General features: G+C 53.1%; 14 protein-coding genes. 2 read left to right on the forward strand and 12 right to left on the reverse strand.

The features are described from left to right. Positions 1-30 precede the first annotated feature (30 nt). Positions 31-915: a LysR family transcriptional regulator gene (locus HMPREF3066_RS01330; RefSeq protein ID WP_070439938.1), complete on the reverse strand. Its 885-nt coding sequence runs from the start codon at positions 913-915 to the stop codon at positions 31-33. A gap of 88 nt (positions 916-1,003) precedes the next feature. Between HMPREF3066_RS01330 and HMPREF3066_RS01335 the strand changes: the two genes are divergently transcribed. Continuing rightward, positions 1,004-1,411: a CidA/LrgA family protein gene (locus tag HMPREF3066_RS01335; RefSeq protein ID WP_321178883.1), complete on the forward strand. Its 408-nt coding sequence runs from the start codon at positions 1,004-1,006 to the stop codon at positions 1,409-1,411. A 12-nt stretch (positions 1,412-1,423) separates the two neighbouring features. Next, positions 1,424-2,119: an LrgB family protein gene (locus HMPREF3066_RS01340; protein WP_009311862.1), complete on the forward strand. Its 696-nt coding sequence runs from the start codon at positions 1,424-1,426 to the stop codon at positions 2,117-2,119. Between the two features lie 313 nt (positions 2,120-2,432). On the opposite strand, the gene HMPREF3066_RS01345 is transcribed toward HMPREF3066_RS01340, so the two are convergent. From HMPREF3066_RS01345 to HMPREF3066_RS01395, 11 genes are all read right to left on the reverse strand, one after another. Continuing rightward, a complete protein-coding gene (locus HMPREF3066_RS01345) occupies positions 2,433-4,625 on the reverse strand; it encodes a polysaccharide biosynthesis tyrosine autokinase (RefSeq protein WP_070439943.1) in 2,193 nt (730 codons plus the stop codon). A 48-nt stretch (positions 4,626-4,673) separates the two neighbouring features. Further along, positions 4,674-5,120, reverse strand: a complete 447-nt coding sequence (locus HMPREF3066_RS01350) for a low molecular weight protein-tyrosine-phosphatase (protein WP_045073623.1) — start codon at positions 5,118-5,120, stop codon at positions 4,674-4,676. Positions 5,121-5,278: 158 nt separating this feature from the next. Beyond that, positions 5,279-6,412 (reverse strand): polysaccharide export protein, encoded by a 1,134-nt coding sequence (locus HMPREF3066_RS01355; protein ID WP_070439945.1) that lies wholly within the window; start codon positions 6,410-6,412, stop codon positions 5,279-5,281. A gap of 91 nt (positions 6,413-6,503) precedes the next feature. Beyond that, positions 6,504-8,396, reverse strand: a complete 1,893-nt coding sequence (locus HMPREF3066_RS01360; protein WP_070439947.1) for a polysaccharide biosynthesis protein — start codon at positions 8,394-8,396, stop codon at positions 6,504-6,506. Positions 8,397-8,591: 195 nt separating this feature from the next. After that, positions 8,592-9,767 (reverse strand): DegT/DnrJ/EryC1/StrS family aminotransferase, encoded by a 1,176-nt coding sequence (locus HMPREF3066_RS01365; RefSeq protein ID WP_070439949.1) that lies wholly within the window; start codon positions 9,765-9,767, stop codon positions 8,592-8,594. Next, entirely contained in the window at positions 9,760-10,542 is a 783-nt protein-coding gene (locus HMPREF3066_RS01370) for a formyltransferase family protein (protein WP_070439951.1), read from the reverse strand. The genes HMPREF3066_RS01365 and HMPREF3066_RS01370 overlap by 8 nt, the downstream gene beginning before the upstream one ends. A gap of 47 nt (positions 10,543-10,589) precedes the next feature. Then, positions 10,590-11,276, reverse strand: a complete 687-nt coding sequence (locus HMPREF3066_RS01375) for an HAD family hydrolase (RefSeq protein WP_070439953.1) — start codon at positions 11,274-11,276, stop codon at positions 10,590-10,592. Further along, positions 11,263-12,237 carry an ATP-grasp domain-containing protein gene (locus HMPREF3066_RS01380; RefSeq protein ID WP_070439955.1) on the reverse strand — a complete coding sequence of 325 codons (975 nt, stop codon included), beginning with the start codon at positions 12,235-12,237 and terminating at the stop codon, positions 11,263-11,265. Before HMPREF3066_RS01380 ends, HMPREF3066_RS01375 begins: the two co-directional genes overlap by 14 nt. Beyond that, positions 12,224-12,841 (reverse strand): sugar transferase, encoded by a 618-nt coding sequence (locus HMPREF3066_RS01385; protein ID WP_039405705.1) that lies wholly within the window; start codon positions 12,839-12,841, stop codon positions 12,224-12,226. Before HMPREF3066_RS01385 ends, HMPREF3066_RS01380 begins: the two co-directional genes overlap by 14 nt. Next, the gene (locus HMPREF3066_RS01390; protein ID WP_070439957.1) at positions 12,834-14,006 is read right to left on the reverse strand and encodes a glycosyltransferase; all 1,173 of its coding nucleotides are present in this window, start codon (positions 14,004-14,006) and stop codon (positions 12,834-12,836) included. The genes HMPREF3066_RS01385 and HMPREF3066_RS01390 overlap by 8 nt, the downstream gene beginning before the upstream one ends. A gap of 14 nt (positions 14,007-14,020) precedes the next feature. Continuing rightward, entirely contained in the window at positions 14,021-15,094 is a 1,074-nt protein-coding gene (locus tag HMPREF3066_RS01395) for a glycosyltransferase family 4 protein (RefSeq protein ID WP_045073577.1), read from the reverse strand. Between the last annotated feature and the right edge of the window lie 10 nt (positions 15,095-15,104).

Below are 15,104 nucleotides of genomic sequence, written 5' to 3' on the forward strand. Positions count from 1 at the left end.
GGGCCAGTTCAGTTTTCAGACGACCTTTTTCTATTTCCTGAACTCTTCCCTGACGATGTCGAGCCAAGCCCTGAGCGCGGGGGTGGGGCGCTGGTGTTTTTTCCACGCCATCGTCAGTTGCCAGCGGATTTCGGGTTCGGTCAGCGGGACGGCGGCGAAGGTGTCGGGGTTGATTTTGCGGGCGTAATATTCGGGCAGAAGGGCGATACCCATATGGTGCGCCACCATGTCGGCGAGCAGGTCCCATTGTCCGGTGCGGCAGACGACGTTGGGGGTAAAGCCTTGGCTGCGGCAGGCGGTTTGGATGGTTTCGTTGAGGGAAAATCCTGAGCCGAAGAGGATAAACGGTTCGTGTTGCAGGCTTTTGAGGCTGAGGGCGGCATGGCGGGCTTGGGCGCGCGGCATGAGGACGACGAGCGGGTAGTCGCAGAGGGTAATGCTGTCGAAGTCTTCGTGGACGGGGGCGAGCAGTTGTCCGGCGTCGAGTTCGTTGTTGCGCAGGGATTGTTCGATGGCGAGCGAACCTTGTTCGAGGAAGGTCAATTCGATGCCGGGCCATTGGCGGCGGAAACGGAACAGGGCGTTACTGAGCAGGTCGCTGCCGAGCAATGCCAAACCCAGCCGCAGCGTACCGCTTTTGATGTGGCGGTAGTCGTCGATGCGGGCGAGCAGCAGGTCGCGTTCGTGCAGGAGGTTCAGCGCGTGGCGGTACACTTCTTCGCCGATGGGCGTGGTGGCGACCTGGCGTTTTTTGCGGCCGTTTTCTTTAACCAACAATGACACGCCCAGTTCTTCTTCCAATGCCTGTATGGTTTTGCTGACGGTAGGCTGGGTCAGGTTGAGCGCGGATGCGGCGGCGGAAAAACTTTGCAGGCGCACGAGTTCGGCGAAACAGTGCAGGCTTTTGAAGTCCATTATTCCTCTTGGGCATGATTTTAGTTCGGATAATTCATATTATGCGCAAACCGCGTCCTTATAATCAAGCCCTCGTTTTGGATTACGGATGGATATAAACCTTATGGATACGCTGACGCGATTTTTTCAGACGACCTTGCAGCTTGCCGTAGTCGGCTTGGTGTGGCTGGTGTCGGATTTGATGGTGCGCTTTGCCCATCTACCTGTTTCTTCGGGCGTATTGGGGCTGTTTTTGATGCTTGCGCTGCTGGGTTTGGGCGTGATTAAAACCGGCATGGTCGAGCGCGGCGCGAAATGGGTGTTGGGCGAGTTGGTGTTTTTCTTTATTCCGATTATGGTTTCCGTATTGCAATACCGCGATTTGCTTCTTTCCGAAGGTTGGCGGCTGGTGCTGACGATTGCGGTCGGCACCGCGCTGGTGATGATCAGCACGGCGTTGACGCTGAATTTCTGCTACCGCTGGAAACGCCGCCTGTATAAAAAACTGCATGCCTGATAGGGAACAAAAATGGATTACGCCGCACTCGCCTGCTTCGCTTGGACCTGCTTCGCCTATTTTATGGCGAAAAAAATCTACCGTAAAAAACCGCTGATGATTTTCTCGCCCGTCGTGACCGTTTCGGTCAGCACCATCGTCCTGATGCTGCTTTTGGGCATTTCCTACGATACTTACCACAAATACACGCAAGGCATCGTTTTCCTGCTCACGCCGGTAACGGTCGCCTTCGCCATCCCGATTTACGAAAACCGCGAAGTCATCCGCCGCCAGCTTCCCATCCTGTCGATAGCGATTTTGGTCGGCATGTTTGTCGGCGTTGCCAGCGCGTTTTTGATGGGCAATATGTTCCACTTCGACAGCGAAGTCACCAACAGCCTGATGGCGCGCTCGATTTCCACGCCGTTTGCCGTCGTGTTGGCAAGTGAAATCCACGGCTCGGCGTCGCTGGTGTCGCTGTTCACCATCATCACCGGCTTCGTCGGCATGATATTCGGCGATTTGTTTTTAGCGTTCACCCGCATCCGCTTCCATACCGCCAACGGTGTCGCACTGGGCAACGCCGCCCACGGCTTCGGCACTTCCCGCGCCGGACAACGCCACGAAACCGAAGGCGTGATGGCGAGCCTGACCATGATTTTGGCGGGGCTGTTTATGGTCATCATCGGGCCGAGCATGGTGCATTTGGTGGTTTGGCTGATGGGCTGAACGGCAGTTTTACAAAGGTATTGGCAACGTCGTCTGAAAAGCCGTTAAGTAAATTCTGATGGCAGTATGGTGCCTTGCTGATATTTATTGCAAAATATAGCGAGGGCGCGTTGCCTGTGAAAAAATGATTTGGTTTGAGACCGATTCAGCAGAATCGAAAATACCCATATCGGCGTTGCACCCTGCTTATGCGGGGCAGGCTATGGCAAAAATGATGGAATTGGGGCTTTTCTTTGAATTGACTGTGTTGATGATAAAAAGGTCGTCTGAAAATTTTCAGACGACCTTTTTTGATGACAAACCTTACCTATCGTCAGGCTTTTGGTTTTTCTGACGTAGTTTTTTTGGCAGTTTTTTTGCCTTCGGTAGGCGTGATGTAAGAATAGTAGTAGTCGTAAGTGCTGTTAGCCTCGCGTTTCATGCCATTGAGGATAACTCCCTTGATGGTGATTTTGTTTTGACGCAGGCGTTCCGCGCTGATAGCCAGCTCTTTGGTAGTTGTGTTGCCGTAGCGGCTGACCAGAAGGACTGTGCCTGCATGTTGTCCGACAACGACGGCATCGGTTACCGCCAAAACAGGCGGGGTGTCGATGATGACGTAATCGTAACGTTTTTGCGCGTTTGACAACAGTTCTTTGAAACGGTTGTCCATCAGTAGCTCGGACGGATTTTTAGGATAGCTGCCGGCACTGATGAGGTGCAGGTTGGGGATATTGGTCTGGATAACGGCTTGGGCAGGGGAAACTTCTCCGGACAAAATGTCGGACAGGCCGAATTCAGGTGTTACGTTCAGCAACTGATCCAGATAACCTTTGCGCATATCGGTATCAATCAGCAGGACGCGTTTGCCGGACTGCACCATCACGGTGGCAAGGTTGGCGGAAATGAAGGATTTACCTGCTTCCGGAGCCGCACCGGTAATCATGAGGATATTATTGCGGGCGTCCAGCATGGAGAAGTAAATGTTGGTACGCAGGGCGCGGATGGCTTCGACGGCGATGTCGGTACTGTCTTCGTTTGCCAAAAGATAGGTGGAACGTCCTTTGAGCGATTTGAACTTGCGTTTGATAAGGTCGCGTTTTTGCTGGGTTTTTGAATGCGGGATAAGTGCCGAAACTTCGAGATCGAGGGCTTCGATTTCTTCAGACGACGTAATGCCGCGGTGCATGCGGCCTTGCAGTAGGAACCACATGGAGGCAAGTGCGCCTGCGGCAAGCGCGCCCAACGCTGTGATAACGGCTTTGCGGGGGGCAATCGGCTTTTCCGGCGTGTAGGCATGGTCAACGACACGGACGTTGCCTTGCGCACTGGCTTTCATGATGTTGAGTTCTTGTTGTTTCGCCAAGAGTTGGACGTAGGTCGCTTGGTTGGTTTCTACGTCGCGGGTCAGGCGGATGACTTCCTGCTGGGTGTTGGGCAGGCCGGCGATTTGCTGGTTGATTTTGCTCTTGGCGCGTTCGAGTACCGCCAATTTGTCCAAAACGGCTTTATAGGAAGGGTGCTCCGGAGTGTATAGTTCTGCCAAACCTGCTTCTTCGGTTTTGAGCAGGGTGATTTGGGTTTCGATGCTGGTCAGGCTTTCAAGCGCGCCTTTGGACTCAAGCGGAATGTCTAGAGAACCGGATCGTTCGCGGTAGGCGTTGAGTTTGTTTTCCGCATCTTGCAAGGTTTCTTTCAGACGAGGCAATTCTTCGCTGATGAACGCCAAGCCGCTGGAAGCGACTTGAACATCGCGTTCGCGGTTTTGGGAGACGTAATTGTCAGCGATGCTGTTGAGAATAGTGCTGGTTTTTTTAGGATCAGTATCGGTATAGGAAAGGTTGATGATGGGGCTGGTTTTACCTTTACTGATGACCGAGAGCTTGTTTTTCAGATTTTCGATAGCACTGAGTTTGGAGAATTTGGTCAGCTCGAAATCTTGATCTGCCTCAGCAAGAATGCGGTCGACTTTTAGAACGGTTTCGTTATTGATTTTAAGGGGCGCACCGACATGGCCTTCTTTAGTCGTACCGTCAGGGAGTGTCAGCAGGTAGGTTTTGCTGTCTTTGACAGTCAGTTTGAAGGGTTTGTTGATCCAGTCCTCAGAAACGGTGAACGCGCCGATTTTTAACATCGGGTCGTCGCTGCTACTGAGGTTGTGCACCATATTCCCGAAAATCGGGAAGTAGGTGGCTTTGATTTCTTGATCAAGTTGCAGGTCTTCAACGGTTTTGCCCAATACCAAACGAGATTGAACGAGCTCCACTTCTGCTTCGGACGGTGCAGGTTCGTTGGAAAGCATATTGTTGATTTCGGTTAGAATCTGGTTTTGTTTGGTTTCGATTTCCAACATGGCGTCGGCACGATAGAGCGGGGTGGAGGCCAAACCGATTACGGCACCTGCCAATCCGCCTGCCAAGATTGCGGCGGCGATTTTGTTTTTGTTTTGCCACAGGCTTTGCATTTGTTGGCCGAAGTCGATTTCGTCGTTGCCGGCAGGGGCTGATGAGGGATATTGTTTGTACATCAGTGGACTTTCTTCTTAAAACGGGTTCTGTTGTGCGGAGGATGGAGATTATTGCTCTGCCTGTCCGCTCAGTTTATCCGCCCATGTATTGGCGGCTTGTTCGATTTGTAGGAAGACCGCTTCGAACATTTCACTGCTTTGTTTGAATGGGTCGGGTATATTTTTTTTCGGCAGCCATTGGGCAAGCAAAAAGGCTTTACTGCGCGCAGACGGCTGGATGTCGGCAACCATGTCGATATGTGCCGGCTCCATGACCAAAATCAAATCCGCTTCGTCGCACATTTTGGGTGTGAGTTGGCGGGCGGTATGTCCTGCGACGATGATACCGTGTTTGAGGGCGGTTTTAATGGCTTGGAAGTCTGCATCTTTTCCTGCCAATGCGTTAATGCCGGCAGAACTGATACGGTGGTTGGGCAGTTTTTTCTGCAAAATACGTTCTGCTGTCGGAGAACGGCAGATGTTGCCCATACATACTACTAAAATATTTTGAAACATAAGGGAAGCGGTATTTTTTCTTGTAGGGTCAAATCATTATAAAACAGTTTGCGGTCGGATATTTTTCGGTCCGGATGGTAATTTTGTTCATGCACCATTCAGACGATTCGTACCCGAACCACTATTTGCCTGACAACGGCTGCTGTCAGGCTGTCAGGTTATTTGAATGTGTTGTCGATAGAGTTGACGTTGGTTACGAAACTGGTTAATTGAGACACTACGCGGTTCCAACGGGTAATCGGTGCGGCAGTTACATAAACGATGTCGTTGGGGCGAAGGTCAAAGTCGTTACCCAATGCGTAAGCAGTCGCGTCTTTCAGGTTAAGTTGGTAAATGTGGATAGGTTTGACTGCGTCTTCAGGCGCGCGGCGGATGACGAATACGCCGGTTGCATCGGCTTGGGTTTGGTTCATCCCCCCGGCCTCACCCAGTGCCTGTGTGAGATTTAAGCCGTGATTGTCGATAGGCAGGGTGGCTTGGCGGCCGACTTCGCCCATGATGTATACTTTGCTGTTGCTGTTGTTGGGGATGTAAACGATGTCGCCATTGCTTAAGAGGTGGTTTTGCGACATATCGCCGTACTGCATGATGTTTTGCAGGGAGATGGTGCGGTCAACGCCGTTGTGCGTCCATTTGACGTTGTGGGTGTCTGCGTTTTGCGCCACGCCGCCCGCTTGATTGACGGCATCGAGGATGGTCATGGGGACGTTGGTAATCGGCAGTTGTCCGGCTTGTCCGACAGCGCCGGAAATGGAAATGCGTTGCGAGCGGAATTCGGTTACGTTGATGGTAACTTGGGGGTTTTTAAGATAGCGTTTCAGACGACTTGTCAGGATGTTTTGCAGCTCGTCTATGGTTTTGCCTTGCGCTTGGATTTTGCCGACCAGCGGGTAGGTGATGTAGCCGCTTTCGTCCACCCAGGCGCCTCGGCTGACTTGGTTGCTTTGCGGACTGCTTTGTTGGACGGGGGAGTTGAGGTCGGTGTGCGCCCAGACCATGATGTTCAATACGTCGCCTTTGCCGATATGGTATCGGTAGGCGGCTCTGCTGTGTTCGAGGGCTGCGTTGGTTTGCGACAACACCGGCGGTTTGCGCATTTTTTCAACGAGGCCGAAGGTAATCGGATAGATGGCGACTCGCTTGTCGAATTTGGTGTCTGCTATGGTTTCGTCATTATCGTAAATGATGGCTTTGTTGCGTGTGTTGATGGTGGAGCCGGGTATGACGGTAGTGCTGTTGCAGGCGGTCAGTGCCATCAGCGACAGGCTGATAAAGGCAAGCTGTTTTTTCATGTCGGTATCCTTGTCAATCTTATCATCGGGGTCGTCCGAAAACTTTCAGACGACCTTTTTTGTAGGGTATCTTACTTTATCGGTAGGGTGTTTAATGTGTCTGCTGCCAAACCAAATCGCAAATATCGTCTTTGGGATTAAAGCCGGCAGGGGCTTCAAGCAGCAGGGCGCGCAGGGTTTGTTGGTCTGAATTTGAGCACGCTAAGTCCATACGCATAATTATGTCATTTAATTGCGCCCATGGCAGCATTACTTCGCTGGCGGTCATAATTCGGGGATGAGTGGTTTTTTGCACTTCATCTCCGATGAGCAACTCTTCGTAAAGTTTTTCGCCCGGACGCAGTCCTGTAATTTTAATTTCGATATCGCCGTCGGGATGTTGGGCATCTTTCAATTTCAGGCCGCTAAGCGTAATCATTTGTTTGGCTAAGTCAATGATTTTAACAGATTCGCCCATATCCAACACGAATACGTCGCCGCCTTTGCCCATCGCGCCCGCTTGAATGACGAGTTGGGCGGCTTCGGGGATGGTCATGAAGTAGCGGGTGATGTCTTGGTGGGTCAGGGTGATGGGGCCGCCTTCGGCGATTTGTTTTTCAAACACGGGGACGACGGAGCCGGAGGAGCCTAAAACGTTGCCAAAACGCACCATACAGAAGCGGGTGTGTTGGCCGGGTTCGGCGGCGAGTGCCTGCAGGCAGAGTTCCGCCATGCGTTTGCTGGCGCCCATGGTGTTGGTCGGGCGTACGGCTTTGTCGGTGGAGATGAGCACGAAGGTGCTGACTCCGGATTCGACGGCGGCCTGCGCGCACAAGAGCGTGCCGAAGACGTTGTTGCGGATGCCTTCGATGGTGTTGAACTCGACCATGGGGACGTGTTTGTAGGCGGCGGCGTGATAGACGGTTTCAACGCCGTACGCGGTCATGACGCTGATCAGGCGTTCTTTGTTTTGCACGGAACCGAGCAGGGGGACGACTTCGATTTGACTGCCGGCGGCTGCCTGAGTTTCGCGCAATTCTTTGTCTATGCTGTACAGGGAGAACTCGGACAGTTCGAACAGCAGCAATTTGGACGGGCGGCATTTCAGGATTTGGCGGCAGAGTTCGGAGCCGATGGATCCGCCCGCACCTGTTACCATTACGGTTTTGCCGGTAATGTCCGCACCCATGAGTTCGGGGCGGGGGGCGACGGGGTCGCGACCGAGTAAATCGACGACGGAGATTTTTTTCAGCGCGCTGACTTTGATTTTGCCGTCCACCAAGTCTTTCATGCCGGGGATGGTCAGTACTTCGCATTTGTATTTTTCGAGGCTTTGGATGATGCGGCGGCGTTCTTCCTGAGTGGAGCTGGGGATGGCAAGCAGGATTTTTTCCACACCGTAGCGGTCGATGAGCGATTGGATGTCTTCAGGACCATAGACGGTCAGGTCGTAGATGACGGTGCGGCGGATTTTGGGGTTGTCGTCCACAAAGGCGACAGCGGAATATTCGTTGACCTGTTTGATGGCTTCCAACAGTTGGCGGCCGGATTGTCCTGCGCCGTAAATGATGACGGGCACCATTTGTTTTTTGTGGCGGTCGGTCAGGATGGCACGCAGAATCATGCGCGAACTGGTGATACAGACGACCAGCAGCAGAAAATAAACAATAGGCAGGGCAAGGTGCAGCTTGCGCTCAAAAATCAGGGTAGTCAGGCAGAACAAGACTGCCGAAATCAGGCTGCCGAATGCGGCGGCGGTCAGGACGCGGGTACTGACGAAGCGGGTAACGGCGCGGTACAGCCCCAGTCTAACAAACAGCGCGATGGTCAAAAAGGCAGTCGAGCCGAAGGCAAGCCAGTTCGCCATGCTTGCCCATTCGTCGGAATATTGGGCTTTAAGGCTTTGTGCAAACCAAAAGGCGATAAAAACCATCAAAATATCATGGATGACGAAGAAGGTTTTTTTGACGTTGCGGGGCAGGGATAACAGGGTTTCCAAATTCATTTTGGTATATTCTGAGTAATGTTGTCGGACAGGGTTTCAGACGACCTCAGCCATACGAAGGTCGTCTGAAAAGACGTTTGTTGCTACGGAGCATTGGTTTTCCGTATGTGTCGGCTGCTTGCCGGTTCCCTTTTTTATTCGGCTGAAGCGGTAAACCGCCGCCGTCCCGATGAGATGGGCGCGGCGGTTTGTACTTTATGCTGTGGCTTCTGCCAACACAGCTTCGATGTGTTCTTTGCAGAACGCGATTTCGTCGTCGGTCAGCGTCGGGTGCACCAAGAACATCAGGCTGGTGTCGCCCAGTTGGACGGCGTTTTTCAGCCGCTCTTTCGGACGCCACGGCGTGTTGTCGAAGGCTTTTTCCAAATAGACTTCGGAGCAGCTGCCTTGATAGCAGGGGACTTTGCGCGCGTTCAGTTCGTTCACGATGCGGTCGCGCGTCCAGCCTTCTTTGAGGTGTTCGGGTTTGACGAAGGCATAGAACTTGTATTGCGCGTGTTCGATGTAGTCGGCGACTTCAATCAGACGGATGCTTTTGAATTTGCCCAGGCTTTCTGCCAGCTTGGCGGCGTGCGCTTGGCGGCGTGCCGTCCATTCGGGCATACGTTTGAGCTGGATGCGGCCGATGACTGCCTGCATTTCCATCATGCGCCAGTTGGTGCCGAAGCTTTCGTGCAGCCAGCGGAAGCCGGGGGCGTGTTCGCGGTGGTACACGGCGTCATAGCTTTTGCCGTGGTCTTTGTACGACCACATTTTGCTCCACAGCTCTTTGTCGTTGGTGGTGACCATGCCGCCTTCGCCGCCGGTGGTCATGATTTTGTCTTGGCAGAACGACCATGCGCCGACGTGTCCGATGGAGCCGACGGATTTGCCTTTGTATTTCGCGCCGTGCGCTTGGGCGCAGTCTTCGATAACCCATAAATCATGTTCTTTTGCCAAGTCCATGATGCCGTCCATTTCGGCAGGCATACCGGCGAGGTGGACGACGATGATGGCTTTGGTATTCGGCGTCAGCACGGCTTTGATGGTTTCCGCGCTGATATTTTGGCTGTTTAAATCCACGTCGGCGAACACGGGGTTTGCGCCTGCGGTAACGATGCAGGAAGCGGAGGCGAGGAAGGTGCGCGAGGTAACGATGACATCGTCGCCTGCGCCGATGCCCATTGCTTTAAGCGCAACATCAAGCGCCAGTGTGCCGTTGGAAAGGGCGACGGCGTATTGCGTGCCGGCGAAGGCGGCGAATTCTTTTTCAAATTCGCGGCATTCGGTGCCTGTCCAGTAGTTGACTTTGTTGGACAGCAGGACTTTGGAAACGGCATCGGCTTCTTCTTGGGTGAAGCTCGGCCACGGGGAGAGGGATGTGTTAAGCATTGGCTTTTCCTGCGAAAAGGCTGGTGGAGTCTTTGGGGGCGACTTCTTCCAGCAGTTGGCGGTTGATCAAGGTGTATTTTTGACCGTCGATTTCGACGTATGCGCCGTCATAAGGCGGAAACCAGAAGGCGCGGATTTTTTTCTCGACATCGTCGCCGTCATGGATTTGCTTCATCGCTTCCATTTCATCACGGCTGACGTAGCGGCCGCCGATGTTGGGCGTGGTCGGCAATTTGGCTTGCGCTTTGACGGCGCGGGCGATAATGCGTTGTGCGAACGGCTCCAATGCCTGCATGGTCTTGCGTTCGAGCGATTGGGCGGTTTCGGCAGAAGAATCAATGGGGAAGCGGTCCACTTCGATGATTTCGCCGGTGTCGATGGAGGCATCGACGTAGTGGGCGGTGCTGCCCCATTCGGACAATTCGTCCATGATGGCAAGGTTGTAGCCGCCCGTGCCTTTGTATTCGGGCAACAGGGCCGGGTGGAAGTTGATCGTACCCAAGCGCGGGACGGTCAGGAATTCGTCGCGCAGTTTGCGCCAGTAGAGTACGGACAAGCCCAAGTCGTATTTCAGACGACCTTCTTTCATTGCTTCCAAGGCGGTGTCGAAAGTGTAGAGCGGCAAGCCCAATTCTTTGGCGGCGGCGGCCGTCGGCGAGCCTTGCAGGTGGCTGTCGGTCAGTACGCCGACGATTTCGATGCCGTTTTGTGAAGATAAGAGCCGGAGCAGGTTGGCGGAAAGCCGTTTACGTCCCATGAATAATATTTTTGTCATGAAATAGTCCTTTTGGCATTGTGAGTGTACGTTTGATTATGTAATGGCTAAATGATTGAATCGATTAGGGAAGCTAAATCTTGAAGGGAGTCAATCCAAAAAGCGGGATGATATTCTGTACTAAAACTTTCAGGCGGGTGAATGTGGATATTACGCCCGGAGGGACGCAAGCCTATGGTAATCCAGCCCAAAGCGTTCGGCGCGATGAAGTCTTTGGAAAGGTTGTCGCCGATGTAGATGAAACAGTCTGCCTTGCCGGCATATTTGTCTTGTAAATAGCAGAAGCGTTTGCCGTCGGGTTTTTCCGAAGCGCAGGCTTCGGAGACGAGGATGTCGTCAAACAGGGAATACAGCCCCAAGGCTTCCAGTTTCAAGCGTTGGGTCAGGCTTCTGCCGTCGGTAATCAGTGCGCGTGCGGCGAAGGGCGCGGTCAGCTCGGACAGGAAATCATGCGGGGCATACGGCGTCAGCGTCGGGCGGTGCAGCCGGTATTGCCACAGAAGAACCTGTTTTTCCGATTCGTTGAAACCGCAGTGGCGGCACAACTTGTCCAGCCAGTCTTTGCCGTCGGGGTCGATACTGCGCCATAGGTCGTCTGAATCCCAATCGGGATACAGGGCGGCGACGGTATCGACGATCGCACGGATGCCGGAGAGCTTGTATTCGTATTCCGAGTACAGCGTATCGTCCAAGTCGAAGACAATGACGGCGGTTTCGGGATTAATCGTTTTCATGAACCAAGACCTTGGCATCGTAGCGCAGCATGATGAGGTTGTTTTCCCAGTCGTCTGAAAACGGGATTTCTTCGTTGCGGAAGTATTCGTGCATCAGCCAGCCCGGGTAATTGCCGCCTGCGGCATACGTCAGCGGGAAGCCGCCGCCGAAGCGGGGATTGATTTCCACGCCGTAGAATTCGCCGGTTTCTTCGTTGCAGAAGAACTGCGCCGTAATGCAGCCGCGCGCGCCTTCCAATACCGCCATTTTTTCCAGCAGCGTTTGGTAGAGGCTGTTTTTGCGGGTGATGCCTTTGCTGACTTCGCCGGTACGCACTTCCAAGCGTTTACGCGGAATCGTGCATTTCAGACGACCTTGTCGGTCGTAATACATATCGACGGTAAATTCGGAAAATTCGTTTTCGATATCGATAAGCTGACAGAACATTAATTTGGGGTCTGCCAAAACTTCAGGTGTCAGATCGGCAGGCGTGTCGATCCGTTTGGCACCGATGGCGCGGCTGCCGTCGTAAGGTTTGGCGAAGCAAGGGAAAACCAACTTCTCGCGGTCGTAAATTTCGGGCGAGCGTATGCCGTAGTGGGCAAATAGGTCGGCGGTTTTACGTTTGTCGCGGCATTGCGCAATAAAGTCCGCATCGGAAACGACGATGTGGATACCTGCCGCTTCGAAGCGGTCGCGTTCATTCGCGAGTTTTTGCAGTTCGGTATCTATGGTCGGGATGATCAAACCGATGTTTTCGCGTACCGCCAGATCGAAGATGCTGTCGATATACGAATTGGAACCGATCAGCGGCACTTCAAACGAACCGTCGGAAACGTGACAGGCGGAAGACATGCGTGGAACCAAATCCGTCGTCAAAATCTTGACATCGTCTGAAAACTTGGCGGCTTCGGTTTGAAAATCCTGTACCAATTCAACTCGTCTTCCTGCGGAAAGGATAAGTACGTTATTTTTTTTCATCTGTGTCATTCCCTGTGAAATACGGCATAGTGGCTTCTCCCTCAGCCGAAATGCCTTCTTTGATAAAGACTTTTTTGACCGTCAAAAACAGGATTTTCATATCCAGCCAAAAACTGTAATGGTCGATATACCAAATATCGTGTGCGAACTTTTCGTCCCACGAAAGCGCGTTGCGCCCGTTGACCTGCGCCCAACCGGTTACGCCGGGCCTCATTTCGTGGCGGCGGTTTTGAAATTCGTTGTAAAGCGGCAGGTAGCTCATCAACAGCGGTCTTGGGCCGACCAGGCTCATCTCTCCTTTTAGAACGTTCCAAAGCTCAGGAAGTTCATCCAAGCTTGTCGCGCGCAGCTTCTTGCCGAAAGGGGTCAGCCGCTCGCTGTCGGGCAGCGGGTTGCCGTCTTTATCGACCGCATCGCGCATGGAGCGGAATTTGATCATTTTGAACGGTTTGCCGTCTTTGCCCGGCCGCTCTTGGGTGAAGAATACCGGTTCGCCCAAGTTTTTGCGGATGAGGTATATCAAAATCAAAAATACGGGCGAGAGGAAAATCAGTCCTGAGGCGGAGGCGATGATGTCAAACAGGCGTTTGAAGAATTTACTCATGGGCTAATCTTTCAATCAGGTTGACGATTTTTTGATACGCCACGTCGCGCTTGAAACGGCGGACGATTTCGTCGGATTGAACGGGGTCGTTTTTGCGCGCCAGAATGTCTTTGGCGGCTTGGACGAAGCTGTCTACATCGCCGGAACGGTAGTCCGCGTGCGGCAGCAGGGTGAGGACTTCGGCAACTTCGTCGTTGACCTGGCTGTTTAAAATCGGTTTTTGCAATGCCATGTAGTCGGACAGTTTGTTGGTAATCGACTGCATGGCGTAGGAATGGATGGCGTTGACGGAGATGTCGCAGCCCTTGGCGACCGACATCATTTCGGCGTAGGGGATGTAGCCGTAAAACTTAATACCGTCGCAGGCGTATTGTTTGAGCCTGTCCAAATCGGGGCCGCCGCCCATGATGTGCAGCTCTACATTTTCGCCGCCGTCCAACAGTTTCCGAACGCCTTTGCACACGGTTTCCACGTCATAGCTGTAACTGAGCGTACCCAAGTAGAAGAAGCGGGTTTTGTCGTCGCCGAAGTCTTTTGCCGGCGCGGCATCGAGTTTCGGAAAATCCGCGCCGATATAGACGACTTCGCCGGGTACGTTCGGATTGGCTTCTTTGGCTCGGTCGAGGTAGGTCTGAGATACGGCAACCAGCGCGTCGGCGTAGCGGTAGGCACGGTTGGCGCGTGAGGAGAAGGGCAGCAGGTTGTGCGGGATTTTTTTCAAAAACGGCACGACCGAGGAGAAGGCTTCCGGCCATACGTCCTGCACGTCGATAATCAGCTTGTAGCCCAAACGCGCTTTGTGTCCGCCCAAAAGCAGGTTGGTGGCGATCAGCGGATAGGCGGAAAAGACGACGTCTTGTTCGCCCGTGCGGCAGTTATTCAGCCATTGCTCAAAATGTTTGACGAACACATGATGGCTTTTGACGCGGTCCAGCGAGACGTTTTTGCCGTAGCCGCTCTCTTCCAGCAGCATGACTTTCAGACGACCTTGCGAGGCAGATTCGGCATCTTCAGGTCGTCTGAAAGATTTGTCGTAGTGTTTGAAATTGCTGGTAATCAGCAATACGTCATGAGACTGCGACAACAGCTCTGCTAGATACCAGAAGCGGTTGAAATGCGGCTCGGACGGCAGCGAACAGTAGGGGGCGACGATGGTGATGTTCATATTTTCAGACGACCTCACATATCGTAAGCGGCCATTGTGGTGCGATAGATTTCATCATCGGAACACAAGGTCTCAACGTGTTTATGCAGGGCTTTACCCATTTTTTCGCGCAGCTCGGGCTGCTTGATGAGTTGATCGACGGCTTCGATAAAGGCTTCGTCTTCGCCGAAGGGGAAACAGTATCCGGTTTCTCCGGTAATGACCATTTCGGAAATGCCGCCCATGTTGTAGGTCACGACGGGCGTGTCGTAGAGGCCAGCTTCAAGGATGTTGTTGCCGACGCCTGCACCGTGGTCGCCGATGCAGTGCGGCGTGTTCACCAAAATATCCACGTCTTTGAAATAGCCGGTCAAATCGCGCACGCCGCCGAGGAAGGTGACTTTGTCGTCTATGCCCAGGCGTTTCGCTTGCGCTTTCAGATTGTCCATTTCTTCGCCTATGCCTGCTACGTTCAGGCGCACGGGCATATTGCGGTCGACCATTTTCTTAAAGATGTCCAGCATCACATGCACGGCGCGGACGGTATCCAAGCGCGACAGCGTGCCGAGCATGACGTAGTCTTTGGCGGTTTTTTCAGGAACGTAATCGGCTTTGTGCAGGGCGTTGTAGGTGTAGGTGATGCGGTTGGCAGGGAAACCGTGGCGGATGAGTTTTTCCTGTTCGTGTCTGCAGTTGCCGATGATATATACGCCCAGCTTGTCGAAAAGTTTGGCGATTTTCGGATAAGTTTCAGCATCCAGACCGCGCGCGTGGTAGAACACTTTGGTTTTGGGAGAAGCTATTTTTGCTGCGATGGCGCAGGCGGGAACGATGCGCGCCATTTGGCAGTGGACGATGTCGGGTTTTTCCTGTTTCAACATCTTCATGTAGGCGAACATGCCCTTGATGTAGCCCAAGATGCCGCCCTGATAAAAATCAATAGGACGCCATTGGATGCCCAAGGCTTGGGCTTCTTTGATGAGTGGGCCATCGGAAGAGGCAAGGACAACCTCGTGGCCACGCTGCCTGAGCAACCGTCCTAAGCGGAAGGTCGCGTTTTCAGTGCCGCCGAGGCCGGACATGGAAGTAGTCAAAACAATTTTTTTCATATCGTGTTTT

The sequence above is a fragment of the Neisseria sp. HMSC03D10 genome (genome assembly GCF_001807625.1).
Taxonomy (GTDB): domain Bacteria; phylum Pseudomonadota; class Gammaproteobacteria; order Burkholderiales; family Neisseriaceae; genus Neisseria; species Neisseria mucosa.